The sequence below is a fragment of the Ruegeria arenilitoris genome, from assembly GCF_013032855.1.
GTDB lineage: Bacteria > Pseudomonadota > Alphaproteobacteria > Rhodobacterales > Rhodobacteraceae > Ruegeria > Ruegeria arenilitoris.
Genome location: NZ_WQDA01000006.1, coordinates 17,974 through 37,266, shown reverse-complemented (window position 1 = coordinate 37,266; position 19,293 = coordinate 17,974). Strand labels below are relative to the sequence as shown.

21 protein-coding genes, 1 tRNA gene and 1 pseudogene are annotated in these 19,293 nt (G+C 58.4%); 12 read left to right on the top strand and 11 right to left on the bottom strand.

From position 1 onward, the window contains the following. Window positions 1–2: 2 nt before the first annotated feature. On the bottom strand, window positions 3–1,448 hold the full coding sequence (gene pyk / locus GOW72_RS17695; protein WP_170361425.1) for a pyruvate kinase: 1,446 nt from the start codon (window positions 1,446–1,448) through the stop codon (window positions 3–5). A gap of 117 nt (window positions 1,449–1,565) precedes the next feature. Between pyk and GOW72_RS17690 the strand changes: the two genes are divergently transcribed. The 3 genes from GOW72_RS17690 (at window position 1,566) to GOW72_RS17680 (ending at window position 3,016) form a co-directional block, all read left to right on the top strand. After that, window positions 1,566–2,303, top strand: coding sequence for an N-formylglutamate amidohydrolase (locus GOW72_RS17690; protein ID WP_170367851.1), 738 nt, complete (start codon window positions 1,566–1,568; stop codon window positions 2,301–2,303). 86 nt (window positions 2,304–2,389) lie between these two features. Beyond that, window positions 2,390–2,629 (top strand): DUF6868 family protein, encoded by a 240-nt coding sequence (locus tag GOW72_RS17685; protein WP_005981131.1) that lies wholly within the window; start codon window positions 2,390–2,392, stop codon window positions 2,627–2,629. Window positions 2,630–2,701: 72 nt separating this feature from the next. Then, window positions 2,702–3,016, top strand: coding sequence for a DUF1244 domain-containing protein (locus tag GOW72_RS17680; RefSeq protein WP_170367849.1), 315 nt, complete (start codon window positions 2,702–2,704; stop codon window positions 3,014–3,016). A 42-nt stretch (window positions 3,017–3,058) separates the two neighbouring features. Here GOW72_RS17680 and GOW72_RS17675 read toward each other — a convergent pair whose 3' ends face one another. The 3 genes from GOW72_RS17675 to dgcN all read right to left on the bottom strand — a co-directional run bounded on the left by GOW72_RS17675 (window position 3,059) and on the right by dgcN (window position 6,008). Further along, window positions 3,059–3,919 carry a D-amino-acid transaminase gene (locus GOW72_RS17675; RefSeq protein ID WP_170367847.1) on the bottom strand — a complete coding sequence of 287 codons (861 nt, stop codon included), beginning with the start codon at window positions 3,917–3,919 and terminating at the stop codon, window positions 3,059–3,061. A gap of 49 nt (window positions 3,920–3,968) precedes the next feature. Next, on the bottom strand, window positions 3,969–4,934 hold the full coding sequence (dgcA, locus tag GOW72_RS17670) for an N-acetyl-D-Glu racemase DgcA (RefSeq protein WP_170367845.1): 966 nt from the start codon (window positions 4,932–4,934) through the stop codon (window positions 3,969–3,971). Window positions 4,935–5,006: 72 nt separating this feature from the next. Next, window positions 5,007–6,008 (bottom strand): N-acetyltransferase DgcN, encoded by a 1,002-nt coding sequence (gene dgcN, locus GOW72_RS17665; RefSeq protein WP_170367843.1) that lies wholly within the window; start codon window positions 6,006–6,008, stop codon window positions 5,007–5,009. Window positions 6,009–6,301: 293 nt separating this feature from the next. Between dgcN and GOW72_RS17660 the strand changes: the two genes are divergently transcribed. Beyond that, window positions 6,302–7,264 carry an L-malyl-CoA/beta-methylmalyl-CoA lyase gene (locus GOW72_RS17660; protein WP_170367841.1) on the top strand — a complete coding sequence of 321 codons (963 nt, stop codon included), beginning with the start codon at window positions 6,302–6,304 and terminating at the stop codon, window positions 7,262–7,264. Between the two features lie 57 nt (window positions 7,265–7,321). Here the strand turns inward: GOW72_RS17660 and GOW72_RS17655 are convergent, their stop codons facing one another. Together GOW72_RS17655 and GOW72_RS17650 are read right to left on the bottom strand one after the other, a co-directional pair. Then, complete coding sequence (locus GOW72_RS17655) at window positions 7,322–7,897, bottom strand: PA14 domain-containing protein (RefSeq protein ID WP_170366169.1); 576 nt, start codon at window positions 7,895–7,897, stop codon at window positions 7,322–7,324. A 119-nt stretch (window positions 7,898–8,016) separates the two neighbouring features. Then, a complete protein-coding gene (locus GOW72_RS17650) occupies window positions 8,017–8,469 on the bottom strand; it encodes an Lrp/AsnC family transcriptional regulator (protein WP_170367839.1) in 453 nt (150 codons plus the stop codon). A gap of 72 nt (window positions 8,470–8,541) precedes the next feature. Between GOW72_RS17650 and GOW72_RS17645 the strand changes: the two genes are divergently transcribed. Together GOW72_RS17645 and GOW72_RS17640 are read left to right on the top strand one after the other, a co-directional pair. Continuing rightward, a complete protein-coding gene (locus tag GOW72_RS17645; protein WP_170367837.1) occupies window positions 8,542–9,138 on the top strand; it encodes a LysE family translocator in 597 nt (198 codons plus the stop codon). Window positions 9,139–9,259: 121 nt separating this feature from the next. Then, on the top strand, window positions 9,260–10,222 hold the full coding sequence (locus GOW72_RS17640; RefSeq protein WP_170367835.1) for an acetyl-CoA carboxylase carboxyltransferase subunit alpha: 963 nt from the start codon (window positions 9,260–9,262) through the stop codon (window positions 10,220–10,222). Window positions 10,223–10,226: 4 nt separating this feature from the next. Here the strand turns inward: GOW72_RS17640 and GOW72_RS17635 are convergent, their stop codons facing one another. From GOW72_RS17635 to GOW72_RS17625, 3 genes are all read right to left on the bottom strand, one after another. Continuing rightward, window positions 10,227–11,366 (bottom strand): lytic murein transglycosylase, encoded by a 1,140-nt coding sequence (locus tag GOW72_RS17635; protein WP_170367833.1) that lies wholly within the window; start codon window positions 11,364–11,366, stop codon window positions 10,227–10,229. A gap of 112 nt (window positions 11,367–11,478) precedes the next feature. Continuing rightward, on the bottom strand, window positions 11,479–12,126 hold the full coding sequence (locus GOW72_RS17630) for a GntR family transcriptional regulator (protein ID WP_093965127.1): 648 nt from the start codon (window positions 12,124–12,126) through the stop codon (window positions 11,479–11,481). Between the two features lie 30 nt (window positions 12,127–12,156). Beyond that, the gene (locus GOW72_RS17625) at window positions 12,157–12,852 is read right to left on the bottom strand and encodes a M48 family metallopeptidase (protein ID WP_244952479.1); all 696 of its coding nucleotides are present in this window, start codon (window positions 12,850–12,852) and stop codon (window positions 12,157–12,159) included. 100 nt (window positions 12,853–12,952) lie between these two features. Between GOW72_RS17625 and GOW72_RS17620 the strand changes: the two genes are divergently transcribed. The 4 genes and pseudogenes from GOW72_RS17620 (at window position 12,953) to GOW72_RS17610 (ending at window position 15,302) form a co-directional block, all read left to right on the top strand. Continuing rightward, window positions 12,953–13,273 (top strand): TIGR02300 family protein, encoded by a 321-nt coding sequence (locus tag GOW72_RS17620; protein ID WP_170342794.1) that lies wholly within the window; start codon window positions 12,953–12,955, stop codon window positions 13,271–13,273. A 144-nt stretch (window positions 13,274–13,417) separates the two neighbouring features. Next, window positions 13,418–13,493 (top strand) — tRNA-Ala (locus GOW72_RS17615). A 63-nt stretch (window positions 13,494–13,556) separates the two neighbouring features. Continuing rightward, window positions 13,557–13,724, top strand: a pseudogene (locus tag GOW72_RS19140) (DUF6538 domain-containing protein); the annotation flags it as partial. Between the two features lie 51 nt (window positions 13,725–13,775). Continuing rightward, window positions 13,776–15,302, top strand: a complete 1,527-nt coding sequence (locus tag GOW72_RS17610) for a site-specific integrase (protein WP_170367829.1) — start codon at window positions 13,776–13,778, stop codon at window positions 15,300–15,302. Between the two features lie 178 nt (window positions 15,303–15,480). Here GOW72_RS17610 and GOW72_RS17605 read toward each other — a convergent pair whose 3' ends face one another. Beyond that, the gene (locus GOW72_RS17605; protein ID WP_170367828.1) at window positions 15,481–15,720 is read right to left on the bottom strand and encodes a hypothetical protein; all 240 of its coding nucleotides are present in this window, start codon (window positions 15,718–15,720) and stop codon (window positions 15,481–15,483) included. 71 nt (window positions 15,721–15,791) lie between these two features. Beyond that, entirely contained in the window at window positions 15,792–16,991 is a 1,200-nt protein-coding gene (locus GOW72_RS17600; protein WP_170367825.1) for an EVE domain-containing protein, read from the bottom strand. Between the two features lie 190 nt (window positions 16,992–17,181). On the opposite strand from GOW72_RS17600, the gene GOW72_RS17595 reads away from it, so the two are divergent. Further along, entirely contained in the window at window positions 17,182–17,739 is a 558-nt protein-coding gene (locus GOW72_RS17595) for a recombinase family protein (protein WP_170367824.1), read from the top strand. A gap of 234 nt (window positions 17,740–17,973) precedes the next feature. After that, on the top strand, window positions 17,974–18,747 hold the full coding sequence (locus tag GOW72_RS17590; RefSeq protein WP_170367822.1) for a nuclease-related domain-containing protein: 774 nt from the start codon (window positions 17,974–17,976) through the stop codon (window positions 18,745–18,747). Window positions 18,748–19,293: the final 546 nt, after the last annotated feature.

Sequence of the window (19,293 nt, the reverse complement as noted above, 5' to 3'; positions counted from 1 at the left end):
TCCTATTCGGGATCCGTCGAGTAGATCAGACGCTCGTCGCAGGGGGCGACGCGCAGGATGTTGGTCGAGCCTGGCACGTTGAACGGAACACCGGCGGTCACCACGATCTGATCCGAGGCGCCGGCAAACCCGCTGGCACGCGCCGCGCGCGCCGCATTGACCACGGCGCTTTTGAACCGCTCGAGCTCGGGCGTCATCACGCAGTGACAGCCCCAGCTGAGGCACAGACGCCGCGCGGTGCCCCGCAGCGACGTCATGGCGATGATCGGGACACCGGGACGCTCGCGGGCGGTGAGCAGTGCGGTGGTACCGCTTTGGGTAAAGCAGCAGATCGCCTTGATGTCGGTCTTTTCGGCAATTTCACGGGCCGCGGCCACGATACCGTCGGCAACGGTCGTTCCCTTGGTCTGGCGCGAGGCGTCGATGATCTGTTTGTAGGTTGGGTCGGCTTCGACCTCGATCGCGACCTTGTTCATGGTCTGAACGGCCTCGATCGGATACGAGCCCGCGGCCGACTCGGCGCTCAGCATGATGGCGTCGGTTCCCTCATAGATGGCGGTGGCGACGTCCGACACCTCGGCGCGGGTGGGCATCGGGCTTTCGATCATGCTTTCCAGCATCTGGGTGGCAACGATCACCGGCTTGGCGGCGGCGCGGCACTTGCGGACCAGTCGCTTTTGAATCGGAGGCACGGCCGAGACCGGGAGTTCGACCCCCAGATCGCCACGGGCGACCATGATGCCGTCCGATGCGTCGAGAATTTCGTCGAACGCCTCGACCGCGGCGGGTTTTTCGATCTTGGACAGGATGGCGGCGCGGCCGTCGGCCAGGGCGCGCGCTTCGTACACGTCCTTGGCCCGCTGCACGAAGCTTAGCGCAAGCCAGTCGACACCCAGCTGGCAAACGAACTCCAGATCGTCCCGGTCCTTCTCCGACAGGGCCGCCAGCGGCAGTACTACGTCGGGCACGTTCACACCCTTGCGGTTCGAGATGGTCCCGCCGATTTCAACTTTGCAATCCGCGAAATCGGGGCCGCATTTCTCAACCACAAGCCGGATCTTGCCGTCGTTGACCAGCAGATGCGCCCCCGCTTCCAACGCCTGAAAAATCTCGGGATGCGGCAGGCAGACCCGGCTGACATCGCCCGGAGTTTCGTCCAGATCCAGACGGAACGCGGCACCTTCGACCAACTCTTCTGCATCATTCGCAAACACACCGACCCGCAGCTTCGGGCCTTGAAGGTCAGCCAGAATGGCGATCGGACTGTCGAGATCCTTTTCGATCTGACGGATGATCCGGTGGCGCTCACGGATTTCGTCGTGGCTGCCATGGCTCATGTTCAGGCGGAAAACATCGGCGCCGGCCTCGTGCAGAGCACGGATCATATCATAGTCGTTGGACGCCGGGCCCAGCGTCGCCACGATTTTCACATTTCTCAGGCGTCGCATCGATCTTGCTCTCCTTGATGGTCGAATGTTACCGCAAACAATGGTCGGTTTGCTTATTGCGCAATTCCCTTTCCGAGGCAACTGTCCTACACCTGCGGCAAACTAGATGACAGGCTCATGACATACACTCCGTTTTATGTGCACGGGGCGGATCGCCCGTCCCGCTGGCTGATCACGTGCGACCACGCCACCAACACCGTACCGCCGCAGATCAACGGCGGCGACCTAGGCCTTCCGCGTGAGGACATGGAGCGCCACATCGCCTATGACGTAGGCGCCTACGAGGTGTCAAAACATCTGGGCGAGATCCTGAACGCGCCGGTGATCGCGGCCAATTTCTCGCGGCTGGTGATCGACCCGAACCGGGGCGAGGACGACCCGACGCTGTTGATGAAACTGTATGACGGGTCGATCATTCCAGCCAACCGTCACGCCGACGCCGCCGAACGCGAACGGCGCCTGAACCTGTGCTATCGCCCCTATCACGAGGCGCTGGCCAAGACGGCCGCGCTGCCCCACGCTGTTATCGTTTCGATGCATTCCTTCACGCGCCAGTTGCGGGGCCGCCCGCCGCGCCCCTGGCATGTCGGTATCTTGCACACCGCAGACGAGCGGTTCTCGGCCCCGCTGATCGACCGGCTGCGGGCCGAGGAGGATCTGTGCGTCGGCGTCAACGAACCTTATACCGGCGTACTGCCCGGGGATGCGATCGACCGGCACGCCACCGCTTTTGGCCGTCCCAACGCACTGATCGAGCTGCGCAACGACCTGATCGCCGATCATTCCGGGCAACGCGCCTGGGCCGAGCGGCTGGCGCCGATCCTGCAGGACGCGCTGGCCGCAAGCGGGCTGTAACGCTGGAAAATCCGCGACCAAACGACGCCTGTCCTCTTGCGCGGCGCGCGGGCGGCCCCCATTTTTCGGGGTGAAAGGAGGCCGTCATGACACCTGAAACCCTGACAGCCTTTTTCGGCTGGATGACCGTTTTGAACTTTGCGGTCCTGCTGCTGTCGACCCTGATGGTGGTGGCCCTGCAGGACCGCATCGCTGCCATTCACGGCCGCATGTTCCAGATGGAAAAGGCCGAGGTCAGAAAGGCCTATTTCAAGTATCTTGCGAACTACAAGATACTGACCCTGATCTTCTGCCTGATGCCCTGGATTGCCCTCAAGCTGGTCTGAACCGGCGCGCGTTGTGCAATGGCCTCGGGCTTGCTAGGTCTGGATCGAATCCCTTCAAACCGGAGCCCGACCATGGACCCCCAGACCGAGATCGAACTTCAGGCCGCCGCTTTCCGCCGTCTGCAGAAACACCTGATGCAGGACCGCACCGACGTTCAGAACATTGACATGATGAACTTGGCCGGGTTCTGCCGAAACTGCCTGGCACGGTGGTATCAAGAGGCGGCCAATGAAAAAGGCATCGAAATGGGCAAGGGCGAAGCCCGCGAAATTTTCTATGGCATGACCATGGATGAGTGGAAATCCAAATACCAGACCGCGGCCAGCCCCGAAAAACAGGCCGCCTTCAAGGTCGCGTTCGAAGAGAACGTGGGCAAAAAAGACTGACACCATAACGCAAAGGCCCGCCAGATCGGCGGGCCTTTGCATTCAAATCGCTGCCTTCAGGCTTTCGTCCAGATAGATCTCGCGCAGCCGCTTGGCGATCGGGCCCGGCGTGCCGTCGCCCAGCGCTACGCCGTCGATCTCGACCACCGGCATCACGAAAGCGCTGGCCGAGGTGGTGAAGGCCTCGTCGGCCTCTTTTGCTTCGTCGATCGTGAACAGGCGCTCCTCGACTTCCATCTGCGCCTCGGCTGCCATGCGCAGCACCGCCTTGCGGGTGATCCCGTGCAGAATGTCGTTTGACAGCGGGCGGGTGATGATTTTGCCGTTCTTGACGATATAGGCGTTGTTGCTGGTGCCTTCGGTGACATACCCGTCTTCGATCATCCAGGCATCATCGCACCCTGCGGCCTTGGCCATCATCTTGCCCATGGACGGGTACAGCAGTTGCACCGTCTTGATGTCGCGCCGGCCCCAGCGGATATCCTCGATCGAGATGATCTTGGCCCCTTTCTTCGCCGCCGGGTTGTCAGCCAGCCCGGGCTTGTTCTGGGTGAACAGCACAAGCGTCGGCTTGGTGTCAGCCGAGGGGAAGACGAAATCGCGGTCGCCGTCGCTGCCGCGGGTGACCTGCAGATAGACCAGCCCCTCGGTGATGCCGTTCAACTCGACCAGCTTGCGGTGGATTTCGAGCAGCTCGTCCTTGCTGCAGGGTTCGGCCATCTGCAATTCGTCCAGAGACCGCTTCAGGCGCACCGCGTGACCCTCGAAATCGATCAGCTTGCCGTCCAGCACGCTGGTTACCTCATAGACGGCATCCGCCATCAGAAAGCCTCGGTCGAAGATCGAGACCTTGGCTTCGGTCTCGGGCAGGTATTCGCCGTTCACGTAAACGGTGCGGGTCATGTCATATCCTTCTCGTCCTTGGGCTGCGCCCATTCCTCGCCTCAGCGCGTCACCCCCAGAGCGCCGCCTGCGGCGGGTGTACTCCGGCCGCGTCGAAAACCAGCGGGGTGTCGCGGTCTTCGGCCAACAGAAGCGGGCCGTCAAGGTCCGTCACCAGCGCGCCCTGCGCCACCAGTGTCGCAGGCGCCATCGCCAAAGAGCTGCCGACCATGCAACCCACCATGATGCCATAGCCCTCGGCCTGCGCCCCGCGGCGCAGTTCCAGCGCCTCGGTCAGGCCGCCGGTCTTGTCCAGCTTGATGTTGATCACGTCATATTTGCCCTTCAACCCGGGCAGGCTGGCACGATCGTGGCAGCTCTCGTCGGCGCAGACCGGCACCGGGCGCTCCAGCCCGATCAGCGCCTCGTCATCCCCGGCGGGCAGCGGCTGTTCGACCAGCGCGACGCCCAGCCGCACCAGATGCGGCGCCAGATCAGCATAGACCTCGGCCGTCCAGCCCTCGTTGGCATCCACGATGATTCTGGCGTCGGGCGCTCCAGCCCGCACGGCCTCGAGCCGAGGCATGTCGTCGGGCGTGCCCAGCTTGATCTTCAACAGCGGACGATGCGCGTTCTTCGCCGCCTGCGCCCGCATGGCGTCGGGCGTGTCCAGCGACAAGGTATAGGCGGTGATCTCGGGCTTGGGCGCGGGCAGGCCGGCCAGTTCCCAGGCGCGCTTGCCCGCCCGCTTGACCTCAAGGTCCCACAGGGCGCAATCCACCGCATTGCGCGCGGCACCGGCGGGCAGCAGGTCCATCAGCGACTGGCGCGTGAACGCGTCGGGCAGGCCGCGGATCTCGGCTTCGACCGATTCCAGCGATTCGTCATACCGGGCATAGGGCACACATTCACCCCAACCCTGATGCGCCCCATCCGTCAGGCGCACCGTCAGTACCTTGGCCTCGGTCCGCGACCCGCGCGAGATGGTGAACACCTGCGCCAGCCGGAACACATCACGAGAGACGTCGATCTGCACGCGCCCACTCCTCTGTCTTTGCAGTTTCCAGCGCCGGAGGCAGGTATCCCCGCCATCGGCGCCCCGGTTGGATCACATCGCGGCCAGCGCGTCCACCAGCTTGCCCGCGCCGAACCGGTACGGATCGGTCGCCGGTAGGCCCATCTCGGCCTCGACCTTGGCGATGTAGGCTTTCGCGTCCTCCTCGCTCAGGTGCTGTGTGTTGATCGAAACACCCGCAACCTGGCAGGCGGGGTTGGCGACGCGCGCCAAAGGCAGGGCCGTGTCGCGCAGCTGCTCCAGCGACGGCAGGGAATATTCCGGCAGACCGCGCATATGGGTGCGGGTCGGCTCGTGGCACAGAACCAGAGCATCCGGCTGACCGCCATGGATCAAAGCCATGGTCACGCCGGAATACGAGACATGGAACAGCGACCCCTGCCCCTCGATGTGATCCCAGTGATCAGGATCGTTCTCGGGCGTCAGGTACTCGACGGAACCGGCCATGAAGTCGGCCACCACGGCGTCCAGCGGAACGCCCTGCCCGGTGATCAGAATGCCGGTCTGGCCGGTGGCGCGGAAGGTCGATTTCATCCCGCGCTTGCGCATCTCGGCATCCATCGACATGGCCGTGTACATCTTGCCCGCCGAACAATCGGTGCCCACCGCCAGACAGCGCTTGCCGCTGCGCTTGCGCCCGTTGGCGATCGGGTAGCCCACCGTGGGCACGCGAACGTCATGCAGCGTGCAGCCATGGGTCTGGGCCGCGGCCACCAGATCGCCTTCGTCGCGCAGCAGGTTGTGCAGGCCCGAGGCCAGGTCATAGCCCATTTCCAGCGCGGCGATCAGGACCTCTTTCCAGGCCTGGCTGATGACGCCACCGCGGTTCGCGACACCGATGACCAGTGTCTTGGCGCCGGCGGCCTTGCCTTCGGCCAGGGTCATGTCGGTCAGACCCAGATCGGCCTTGCAGCCCTCCATCCGCAGCTGACCCACGGCGTTTTCCGGGCGCCAGTCCCGAATGCCGATCGCGACCTTGGCGGCCAGTTGGTCGGGGGCATCGCCCAAAAACAACAGATACGGTGTCTCGATCATCGCGCGCTCTCCTTTTCTTCCGCCCCAACCTATTGAAGGCCGTCAACGAGCGTTTCTCGTTTTCCTCCGACCTCCCGCACCTCGACCGGAGAATTTTGCAAGATTCCCCCGAACGGCGCAAAAAGCTTCGAAATTTTCAAAACGATGAAACTTTGACCGCCGCGTTCCGGGGGCTGCGCACAGCTTTCTGCAATAGCATTGCCGCAACTGCACAATCAGGCTTGCGCAGGGTCGCGCAATTTAATACCCAATTGCCAACTGAAATCGCAATTTCATTACTCAGCGAGGTGCCGATGAGCTTTCATATCCAACCCGCCGCCCCGGCGCGACCAAACCGCTGTCAGCTGTTCGGCCCCGGATCCAACACCAAGCTGTTCCCCAAGATGGCCGCCTCGGCCGCGGACGTGATCAACCTCGACCTCGAGGATTCGGTGGCCCCGTCCGACAAGGACACCGCCCGCGCCAACGTGATCGAGGCGCTGAACACCGTGGATTGGGGCAACAAGTACATGTCGGTGCGCATCAACGGGCTGGATACGCCCTATTGGTACCGCGATGTCGTTGACCTACTGGAACAAGCCAGCGACCGGCTGGATCAGATCATGATCCCCAAGGTAGGCTGCGCCGAGGATGTCTATGCGGTTGACGCCTTGGTCACTGCGATCGAACGCGCCAAGGGCCGCACCAAACCCATCAGCTTTGAAGTCATCATCGAATCCGCCGCCGGCATCGCCCATGTCGAGGAAATCGCGGCCTCCTCCCCGCGCCTGCAGGCGATGAGTCTGGGCGCGGCCGATTTCGCCGCCTCGATGGGGATGCAGACCACGGGAATCGGCGGCACGCAGGAAAACTACTACATGCTGCGCGAGGGCCAGAAATACTGGACGGACCCGTGGCACTGGGCACAGGCTGCCATCGTGGCCGCCTGCCGCACCCATGGGGTGCTGCCGGTCGACGGGCCGTTCGGCGACTTCTCGGACGACGAAGGCTATATCGCGCAGGCGCGCCGTTCGGCGACGCTGGGCATGGTCGGCAAATGGGCGATCCACCCCAAGCAGATCGCGCTGGCCAATCAGGTCTTCACCCCGTCGGACGAGGCGGTGGCCGAAGCGCGCGAGATCATAGCCGCGATGGAGCAAGCCAAGGCCAATGGCGAAGGCGCCACGGTCTACAAGGGGCGGTTGGTCGACATCGCCTCGATCAAACAGGCCGAGGTAATCGTGGCGCAGGCCGAACTGATCGCTGCAAACGGCTGATGGGGGCTTCAAAAAAAGGCGCTCGTTTCGAGCGCCTTTTCCTGACTTCGGTTGGCCTCAGCGGCCGAACACGTTGTTTGGTGTCCAGGTAAACTTTTCACCCTGCTTGCCGGATTTCATCATCAGGCAGGACGTTCCTAGCTTCTGGAAATAGATGATCTTCAGAGGGTACCAGCCCGCCTTTGGAACCTCGACCTCGGTGCGCTGATTGGCTTCGCACCCCTGGATCCCGGTGACACGGCCGATCTGCTGGCCACCGACATAGGCCTCGATCCCGTCATTGGACCAGGTTTCAAGCTCGTAAATGCCCGGAGAATCAAAGCGCATGTACCCGGTGATTTCAGCGGCAACATTGTAGGGGTCCGTGAATGTCAAAACCGGCTCGCCCTTGTTGGTGTCGGCATAGTCCAACCCACGCAGTGGCTTGCCCGGCTTGGCCTTGGACAACACGCTTTTGGCCTGGCTCAGATCGCGGATCTTTCTCTGAGTACCCTGCCCCACATATTTCACGTTCAACCCCGCCTTGGGATTGGGCTGCGGGTTGGCGGGCTGCAATTTCAAAGGCGCGGCAAATGCGGCACCGGCGACAATCGCCATCACGGCCGCCAGTACGCCTGTCCGAACAAAACTCATGATCGTGTCTCCCTGACATCGCGCCCTGTTCGATCTGATGCCGAGTTTCTGGCGCTTTCAGGCTGACGATATTCCGGGATACATATGCCTGCAAGGTCCTTGCGGCAGTGGGTTCAAGCTCAGGCCCTCAGGTCTTTCGGGGATCCCATGACCACGTAGGACGTGATCGAGGTGACATGGGGCAACGTGCCCAATACGTCGGTATGGAAGGTCTTGTAGGCCGACAGGTCGGCGCATTCCACCCGCAACAAGTATTCGATCGTACCGGTGATGTTGTGGCATTCGACCACTTCGGGCGCCAATTGCACCGCTTTTTCAAAACCTTCCTGGGCGGTCTTTGTATGCTCACCCAGTCCGACGCCGATATAGGCGACAAAACCGACACCCATCGCCGCAGGGTTCAAAACGGCGCGATACCCGCTGATAATGCCCGACCGCTCAAGCTCTTGAACCCGGCGCAGACAGGCTGACGGCGAAAGCCCGACACGGTCCGCCAGTTCAAGGTTGCTGATCCGGCCATTCCGGGCCAGCTCTTGCAATATTTGCTGATTCTTGAGGTCAATATTCACCATTTGTTGCAAGCTTTATGTAATCGAGCGCGAAATCGCAATTTCATTTGACCAAACCTGGGCGATCTTTGCGCCATGACTTACGACATTCTACTTGCGCTGGTCGCCTTTGCCTTTGTCTCGTCCATCACGCCGGGGCCGAACAATCTGATGCTCATGGCCTCAGGGGCAAATTTCGGGTTCCGGCGAACAATTCCCCATATGCTGGGTATCGGCCTGGGTTTCATGCTGATGGTTTTGTTGGTCGGCGCAGGGTTGGTGCAGGTGTTCGAAGCCTATCCCTTCAGCCACGTGATCCTCAAAATCGCGTCGGTGGCCTATCTGCTATTCCTCGCGTGGCGAATTGCCAATGCGGCTCCTGCCAAGGGCCCGGGACACGCCGGACGACCCATGACGTTTCTGCAGGCGGCGGCGTTTCAATGGGTGAACCCCAAAGCCTGGGCCATGGCGTTGACGGCGACGACCGCCTATGCCCCGGGCCAGACCCTGCAAGCCATTGCGCTGGTTGCCATTGTATTCGGCTGCGTGAACCTGCCATCTGTGAGCACCTGGACGGTTCTGGGCCAGCAGATGGCGCGCGTGCTGACCAACCGGCGACGCCTGACCGTTTTCAACTGGTCGATGGCGGTTCTTCTGGTGATTTCGTTGTACCCGGTGCTGTGGCCGGGCTGAAGTCGCCGGCCCGCGTACCTTTTCGCCACGCGCAGGGAAACATACCCTGACATACGGTGCCGAGTTGCATCCGGGGCGACCTCGGGTCATATAGCGGAGAACTTTCGCGTTGAGAGGCGTCATGACCCAGTATCTGGATTTCGAAAAACCGCTGGCCGAGATTGAAGGCAAAGCCGAAGAGCTGCGCGCCCTGGCCCGCGCCAACGAAGAGATGGACGTAGCGGACGAAGCCGCAGCGCTGGACGCCAAGGCGGCCAAGCTGCTGGACGAGTTGTACAAGGACCTGACGCCCTGGCGGAAATGCCAGGTAGCCCGCCACCCCCAACGTCCGCACTGCAAGGATTATGTCGAGGCCCTGTTCACCGAATTCACCCCGCTGGCTGGCGACCGCAATTTTGCAGACGATCTGGCGGTCATCGGCGGCCTGGCACGGTTCAACGACCAGCCGGTGATGGTGATCGGCCATGAAAAAGGCTCGGACACCAAATCGCGGATCGAGCGCAACTTCGGTATGGCCCGCCCCGAAGGCTATCGCAAAGCCGTACGCCTTATGGAAATGGCTGGTCGGTTTGGTCTGCCGGTGATCACCTTGGTGGATACCGCCGGCGCGTATCCAGGCAAGGGCGCCGAAGAACGCGGGCAATCCGAAGCGATCGCCCGTTCAACCGAGATGTGTCTGAAAATCGGTGTGCCGCTGGTGTCTGTCATCATCGGCGAAGGCGGCTCGGGCGGCGCGGTGGCCTTTGCCACGGCCAACCGGGTGGCGATGCTGGAGCACTCGATCTATTCGGTGATTTCGCCCGAGGGTTGCGCATCGATCCTGTGGAAAGATGCCGAAAAAATGCGCGAGGCCGCCGAGGCGCTGCGCCTGACCGCGCAGGACCTTCAAAAGCTGGGCGTCTGCGACCTGATCATCCCCGAACCCAAAGGTGGCGCACATCGCGACCGCCCGGCCACGATCGAATCCGTGGGCAAGGCGATCGCCAAGATGCTGAAGGAACTGAACGGCAAGGATGCCGCCGCGCTGATCAAGGACCGGCGTCAGAAGTTCCTGGACCTCGGATCCAAAGGCCTAGCGGCCTGATCCGTCAGCCACCCAATGAGCGCAACAAACTGACCGAGGGCACGCCCGTAACGGGCAGGCCCTTGGCTTGCTGATACGCGGTGATGGCCGCGGTGGTGTTCTTGCCGATCACCCCGTCAGCGCCTTGGGTGTCATACCCGGCAGCAGTCAGACGCTGCTGCAACTCTTTGCGATCTTCCAGCGTCAGGCCGGTTTCGTCGGGCCCGAATGACGCCTGAAAGGGTGCGCCACCGGCGATCCGATCCGACAGGTGCCCGACCCCGATCGCGTAGCTGTCCGAGTTGTTGTAGCGTTTGATCACCTGGAAATTGCGAAACACCGCTATGCGCGGCCCGGGTTTCTGCGGCTGCAGAATTGCTACCGGTGTGCCCGAATTTGCCGCTGCAGATCCGACCTCACCTCCCCAAGGCTGGCCTCGCACCCAACCCGCCCGGGACAGGTAGGCGGCTGTCGAAGCCAACGAGTCCGTCGGATCGTCGGACCAGATGTCACGTCGGCCGTCTCCGGTGAAATCCACGGCGTAGGCCAGATACGAGGTCGGGATGAATTGCGTATGCCCCATGGCACCGGCCCAGCTGCCGGTCATGTTCGCCGGCGACGTGTCACCGTTCTGAAGGATCTTCAACGCCGCAATCAACTGGCTTTCAAAGAACGCCCCGCGACGCCCGTCATAGGCCAGCGTGGAAAGGGCCGAAATCACGGGCACATCGCCCCGCCGCTGCCCATAGCGGCTTTCCAGCCCCCAGACCGCCACCACGACCTCTTTGTCCACCCCATAGCGCGACTCGATCTGCGTGAGGGTGGAGTTGTGGCGTTGCAGCATCTGCTTGCCGGTACTGATCCGCTCGTCTGACGCGGCGATGGCCAGATAGGCTTCGAGCGAGCGCTTGAACTCGACCTGGTTGCGGTCGCGTTCGATCACATCTGGTAGGTACCCGGCACCCTGAAACGCCCGGTCGATCGTCGCTTGCGAAATACCCTGCCCAGCCGCGCGCGCCTTGAAACTTGCAACCCAGGAATCCCATCCGGCATTGGGCACTGCCCGCATTCGCGACGCGGTTGTTCCGGTTGGCGCGGACCCGCCCGCGCAGGCGCTTAGGAAACCTGCACCGAGGCCCAGTGAGAATGTCCTTCGATTGATCATGGCTGAAATCTGCTCTTGTTTGTTGTTGGCAGCAGCGTAGCGCAGCAAATGGCTTGAGGCTAGCTTCGCAACCGCCGCCCGTTTGGATTTCGCACTTTGAGCAAAGGCCCGCTCAGCTGACCAGCAGGCGCAGACCCTGGGTCACATCCGATCGCACCGCCAACCGCAAACCCGGTTCGTCCCCCGCCTTCAGAGCGGCGATGATCAGCTTGTGGTAATGCGGCGGCTCGGTCCGTCGCAGGCGGCCATAAAGAGCCCGCATGGTCGGACCAAGCTGCAGCCAGACTGTTTCGGCCATCGCAAGCATGGCCGGAGCCTGCGCCCGCAGATAAAGCGTGCGGTGAAACTCGAGGTTCGTTCGGATGTAGCCGACCGCATCGCGCTTGGTCACCATTTCGGCCACGGTCATGTTGATGCTCTGCAACCGGTCGATCAGAGCCATATGCGCCCGAGGCAGCGCACGGCTGGCCAGCTCGACCTCCAGCAGGGCCCGCAGCGCGGCCAATTCTTCGATCCGGTCGTTGCTGAGTTCGGGCGTAGAGACCCGACCCGAGTTGGACAGAAACAGCGCCCCTTCGGCGGCCAGACGGCGAACGGCTTCGCGCGCCGGCGTCATGGACACACCGAACTCCTTGCCGATGCCGCGCAACGTCAGCGCCTGACCGGGCGGGATTTCTCCATGCATGATTCGAGACCGCAAGGCGCGGTATACCTGATCATGGGTCGCGATCTGGGAGTCGGAGCTGCGGGTGGTCAACATGCCCTCATGTGATCACAAATCCCCGTGACGTCAACCGGCGGGCGCATCGAACCTGTAACGGTGCAGTTCGGCCCCATTGTCGCGCAGCCAGTGCCGGGCCGCTTTGTACGGCCCAAAAAGCCGCTCGACCTGCGCCCAGAACGCCGCCGAATGGTTCATCTCGGCCAGATGCGCGACCTCATGAGCCGCGACATAGTGCAGGATTTCGGGGGGCGCCAGAATCAGCCGCCACGAAAACATCAACCCTCCCGCTGCACTGCACGACCCCCACCGCGACCGTGTATCGCGCATCGTCAGACTGGAGTAGCCCCGCCCCAGCATGGCCGCATAGTCGTCGCAGGCTTCGGTCAAGCGATCACGCGCCAGCTCTTTCAAAAAGCGGGCGAGGCGCCGCGCTTCGGCCCCTTCGGGCACCGCAACCTGATCGGCGTGCAAACTGACCCGGCGCCCCTCCGCCGGCACGATTCGCCTTGGCACACCTTCGACCGGCAGGGTTTCCCCGAAGCCGACCGACGCCGGAACGGGCCGCGCGCCCAGATGCTGGCGGATCCAGTCCTCCTTTGAGCGCGCAAAGCCGATCGCCTCGGATTCGGACACAGCCTGCGGATAAGTCAACGTAACCCGGCCATCCAACTGGGAAATCCGCAAGCTTATGCGGCGTGCCCGCGCCGATTTGCGCAAGGTCAGCGCAACGGGAGGCTGTCCGGGCAATGAATGTCGCCCCATGGTGCGATCTCCTTGGCGCAAAGGCTTTGACAGTACCCGCCGCATGTGGCAGGTGACCTGAATCGTTGATACGACTCACCTGATATCAAGGGGAATTGACATGCCCAAGGAAGAATGGGGCGTAAAGCGCGTTTGTCCGACCACTGGCAAACGGTTTTACGACCTGAACAAGGACCCGATCATCAGCCCCTACACCGGCGAGATCGTGGAATTGGAAACCGGCAAAAGCCGGATGATCGCAGCCGACGCCGAAGATGCAGCGTCGGTCAAGGCGCGCGAAGCCTCGTCCGATGACGAACTGCTGGACGATGATGACGCAGTCGATGTCGATCTGGACGATGATCTGCTTGAGGACGACGACGAAGACAACGTCTCGTTGGACGACATCACCGACGTCGCGTCGGAAGACGAAGACTCGTGATCCGGCCGGGGCGGCGCAGGCTGCCCCGCGCCCCGATGCGCCCCGTGCGCCGCGCATCTTTTTTCGCCGAATCCGATTTTTTGGTCTTGCACTCGCGCACGTCGTTTCATAAACGTCCGTCCACCGCACAGGCGGTACCGGAAAGGGGCCTTAGCTCAGTTGGGAGAGCGCTTGCATGGCATGCAAGAGGTCAGGGGTTCGACTCCCCTAGGCTCCACCAAAACCTAACAATACAACTAGATAGTATGCATTAGAGCAGTGTGACACACAGGTGTGACACAAAATGAAGCTGCATGCATATCTCTCTCTGTCCAGACACGGCATATATTACTTCCGTTGGCCAATACCCGACACGACACGAAAACACTGCACTAGACCAAACACTATACGTAGGACCCTTCGGGTGTCGTTGCGCACAAGATGCCCTAAAGAGGCTGGTACTCTGGCACGGCGTCTTGCAGTGTGCGGCGACACAATAACAAAGCACATAGAAGCATCGGGCATGAACCACGGCGAACTGCGCACAAAGGTGCATGAGCACTTCACGGAAGTACTAAAGAAGGCAAAGGCACGTAGAGATGAACTCGGTCCCTATACCGAACTAGAGAAAGAACGCATAGCTGACACCATCCGTCTTCATGAGGCGGACAACGAAGACTTCTGGGGCATGATGCAGAAGGGCTACGCAACCCAGCAGTACCAATCCTTTTGCGATGCATCTGGCGTCCCCCAGAAGCAACCTGCCAAAACCCAGTGGGCAATTCTTGATGAAATTCGGAGGGCTTGGATCGGCTTTCATGAAGCAATGCTGGAGCACAACAAGACCTTCGAGGCATACAATTTCAGCGCGCCACCCAGCACGCCTGATAGCGCCCCAGAAAGCGCCCCACGAAGCTCCGACACCGTCCCCACCAAAGCTGCTAAGAAGCCCCCAGAGACGCTTTCAAGCCCGCTACTGTCCACCCTATTTTCTGAGAGAAAAGCGGAGGCCGAGCGAACCGATCAATGGTCAGCCAAGCTGGTGAACGACTACAAGTCTTGGACAGGCTTGTTCATCGAATTGCAGGGCGACCGCCCGGTTCTAGACTATAACAAATCTGACGCGCGCGACTTTAAGAATGCCCTCATTGAGCTTCCTGCCAATAGGAACAAACTACCGCAAACGATTGGCTTACCTGCCAGAGAGGCCATACAAACCGCCAAGGGTCTCAATCTACCAACCCTATCTGTTGGCACGATTAACAAAGCCTTGGTAAGACTACAGACAACTTGGAATTGGGCGAACAAGCAGTTGGACGAAGAGGTTGCAGACATCTTTGGGCCAATGAAGATACTTGACAACAACAATGCCAGAAACCAACACGACCCATTCAGCAAAGAGCAACTGCAAACCATCTTCAACAGCCCTCTCTACACCGGATGCAAATCTAGGCGGTTTCGCACAGTGCCGGGAGATACAGACCTTTGCGACACCAGTTGGTACTGGCTTCCGCTACTCGGCCTATGGACTGGCGCACGACTGAACGAGTTGTGCCAGTTGAGCGTTAAAGACATCGACCAAGAAGATGGCATACCCCTAATCCGGGTCCACGAGGGCGACGAAGACCAACGTGTGAAGTTCGGCAAAAGCAGGATCGTTCCCATACATCCCGAGTTAGTCCGCCTTGGCTTCTTACGCTTCGTTCAATCACAACGGGACGTGGGCCGAACGCGGGTATTCCCGGAGCTAAAAGTCGGGGCCATGGGCTACCACTCAGAGCAGGCCAGCAAGGACTTTAGCCGCTATATCAAAAGCATTGGCGCAAAGACGCGCAAGACTTCGTTCCATTCCTTCCGCCACACCTTCAAAGACGCATGTCGTCATGCCGGGGTGAACCCTGACATCAATGACATCCTCTTGGGTCATGCGTTAACCGGCATGGCAGGACGCTATGGCGACGGCATTGTGCCCCTACCAGTGCTTTACGAGGCGGTGTGCAAGGTGACGCACAAGGACTTGTCGCTCCGCCACATCGCTGGCTACCAATAGGAATAAGGGCGATAGCGTTAATGAATTGGTATTCCGGTATGGAGCCAACGAGATTTTGCGACACATTTTTTCAAGGGGGCATCTAATGGTATGGCCAAACTCAATTCCCCCATAGGGTGGCGCGCGTCCTGCCTGAACAAGGCGCGCCACACTTAGTACACTTTGTTGCTTTGGAGCTTTAACGGCTACGCATCTTTTCTCGGACCGCAGCTTGTGCCCCGGTGTGCACATCCGAGCTAGCAAGGAAGTCTTCAATGGTGTACTGCTTCGACCCGGTATTGGTCTTGAGATTGGGGCTTACATGGCTCCACTCATGGAGCACGCTAAAGAAGCTTTCTTCATCAGCCTGCAGGTAATACCAGTCCTCATAGTTGTCCATTGGACCTTTTACCCGCTTATAAATCTCTACTTTTTTCATGTTCCCTCCGTTCGTTTTGGGAAACTTACTGCCGCCAAAGTTGAGTGCAAGTCGATATGCGAGCAATGTCTTTAAGAAGGTACGGCTTCTTGTGCACGTGCCGCCTTTATTACTTCTAACTGGACATCCATCGCAGACACGCCCTTCAACACCTCTCCGTTACTCGGAAGCTGCATTTGCGAGAATTTTTTTATGACTTTCTGCTCAACGGCGACGGCATCTTCGACACTCTTGAATTGGTGTGTAAAAGCGAGTTTCCAGGTTAGCCCAGTGATCTCAGGAATGATCTTGTGGTTGTAGTCGCTTAGGCGAGAATTGGGGTCGCTAGACATCCCAACCTTGACCGCTTTCTTGTTACTAAGCTCCAGGACATAAACCAGGTACGCATCCGCTTTCTCAACTATAGTGGTGTATTCACCGGGTCTAGGCGCTGGGCCAGGACGGTAGCTTCCTTTGGTGTTAGCTACCTCTGTTTCAGAAACTGTATTGAAACTGGTATGCTCCTGCAAAGCAGGCTTTTCCCAAAGTCTTTGATACTCAAGCTCAAGGGCATCCGTGTCGATCTCTCCACTAGAAACGTCATAGAACTCATTCCAGACTTGGCTATCTACCTCTCCGGCTCCGGAAAGCCCTGCCCGCTGGTCTCTGGGGTCTAAATGGCGGAAGTTAAGCACTTTGTTGTAGACCCCTCCGATTGCCCTTCCGATCAGGGCGGAGGTTTCCGCAATTGGAGAACCGGGCAGTCGTGAAAGCTTGCCTCCATACGTTTTTTGGTACGTGTGAAGTGCGGCTAAGCTTTCCGCTCTGGTCCAGGCCACGCCGGTGTGCGCCCAAAGAGAATTGATCCTTTCTAAATGCTCACCTTGGACAGAGTAGTTCGAGCTATTCGCCATCTTGAGAATAGTTAGATCACTTAAGACTGGGTCCTGCGTCAGCCATTCGCGCTGTATGATTTCCTTTTTGTTGGCAACCTCTTCGATCTGCAGCTTTATCCTCATGCCGGGTTCTTTGGCTTCAGCTGGATTTATCCAAAATTGGCTCCCTTCGCTGTCGTCAACTCGCATAGATGGCGTGTCAAGCAGGCGCCCTTTTGCGATAATGCCGGACACTGCCCCGCTCTTCCCCTTTGAGCGCCACAGGTAAACGGTGTCTCCTGGCATCATTCGCGACGCACCTTGCCTTGCTGTGAATAGAATTATTCTGATCGGTGAAGCCAAGAGGCTGTCTACGTCATAGTGATCGGGGTTGGTTTGAAATATCCAAGTGTTCATAGCGGCACTGTCTAGTAGAAGGTCAACATTCACAACCTATAATTGAATGTTTTCGGTATTGGTTTTCTCACTAGGCCCTGCCCCAGCGACACAACTGGCCCACAAGAAAAGTGTGTCTCACAGATATTGACTTCGACTTTTGAGACCGTATGTATCTCAATATCTAAGACTTTGAGAGACGGAAAAGATCATGCTTGTTGGCTATGCTAGGACTTCCACTTTGGATCAAACGGCTGGACTTGATGCTCAACTACGGGAACTGGAACTAGCCGGGTGCGAGAAGGTATTCACCGAACAGGTATCCTCAGTGGATGTGAGAGCGCGTGAGAAGCTCACAGAGGCGCTGAATTTCATCCGAGAGGGCGATCACCTAGTAGTCACCAAACTGGACCGCCTTGCACGCTCTATGGCCCACCTAATGGAAATCCGCGGTCAACTTGAGGGCGTTGGGGCGCATCTAACAGTCATGGGATTGAACCTCGACACCTCAACTGCTCAAGGCAAGCTGATGTTAAACCTATTGGGAAGCGTTGCCGAGTTTGAGCGAGAGATTATGCTGGAACGTCAGCGGGAAGGAATTGCTAAAGCAAAGGCTGCAGGTAAGTACAAGGGTCGCAAACCCACGGCAAAGGCAAAGTCGGGCGATGTGATTGCTCTTGCGAGTGAAGGGATCGGCGCTACAGAAATCTCTCGTAGGTTGGGTATAGGTCGGGCGTCCGTGTATCGCATACTTGGTGCGCGACAATAGCTTTTCTTCAAGATGTATAAAGGCTCTTAATTGGTGCGAATTGCCCAAAACAATCTATCTTCTTTTGCACTTAGGAGCACCAAATTTGTCATAATCTAACAACCTTCTGGCGCCTGCTAACAAGCGGTCGACCTTCAAAAAACCAAAGTAACAAAATGTCCATTCAAATTCCGAGCCTGGTGCGCAGCAGTACAACTTTAGGTCAACTTCGACAAAGGAATAGTTTGAATTGCTATGCTAAAATTCCTGTTGAAATCCGCTTTTTGGGCACTTGAAGCAAGTTACAATACACCTGAAAGAAAAGGCGCCAGAGGTGAACGTCGGGTGCATTCAGCACTCACATCAGTATTGAACGAAAAAGACTATCAGGTCTTGTCCGATTTAACGCTTCCCGTAGCCGGTGGCACCACTCAGATAGACCATCTCCTGATTTCTCGCTATGGCATCTTTGTTATTGAGACAAAGAATATGTCCGGTTGGATTTTTGGCAGTTCCGACCAACGAAATTGGACCCAAGTGCTAAAAGGTGGCAAGCGCCGCAGTTTTCAAAATCCACTTCGGCAGAACTATGCCCACGTGAAAGCTGTCCAAGTCATCCTGGGTATTGAGCAAAGTCTATTGTACAACTTTGTGGTGTTCACAGGCTCGGCCCAACCCAAAACGGCGATGCCAGAAAACGTCGCTTGGGGACTGCAAGACCTCGGCAGGCTAATTGCAATTGAGAAGCAGGTTGTACTTTCGGAAGCACAAGTGACCGCGTACGTCACGAAACTACGCAACACAGCCTTAGAAAACGGCAGGGAGACGCAGAAGGAACACCTGGAAAATCTGCAGAGAAAGACTGCCGCCAAGGTCAAAAGCTCGACAGACAAACCGGTTGCACGAATAGGAAGATCTTGCCCGCGATGCGGCGCCAATATGGTCGAACGAACTAATCGTAGAACGGGTAACGCCTTCTGGGGTTGCGTGGAGTTTCCCAAGTGTAGGGGCACGCGAAAAGCTGTTTAGTAGGTAGGAGAAAATGTTGTCCATTTTCGGTACAGCTAAAGCCCTCCCTCAGTTGAGCGAATAACCGAAATGATAGATTGCAAAAGCGTGATCTGTCTGCCGCGACAAGGTTGTATTTCAGATTTCACTTACCGAATGTGTGATCTGTCTGCCTCTGCAAGGTTATTCAATAGATCACAATCCGATGTAGCAACGGACATGAAAGTCTGTACATCTATAGTATATACGTACCCAGCAATTTTAGAGAATTGTAGTATCCATAATCACAGTATGTAGTTGCTGCGTTGCATAGTAGTAAATGTGTTTAACGTTATATAAATTACACAACTCATGTATATACATTGGACGTACAAAAGGATATACAGCCGATAGTATTCGACCACTTTGTATAACAACTAAATCAAACAAAATAATACACAGTAGACCAATACACAAACCGTATGGATAAGTTGGCCCGCATCAACATCATCAGTTATAGACTATGTATATAAAGTATGTAGTACCTCATATCTATTTGTTTTATAATAATTCTCATCATCTATCCCG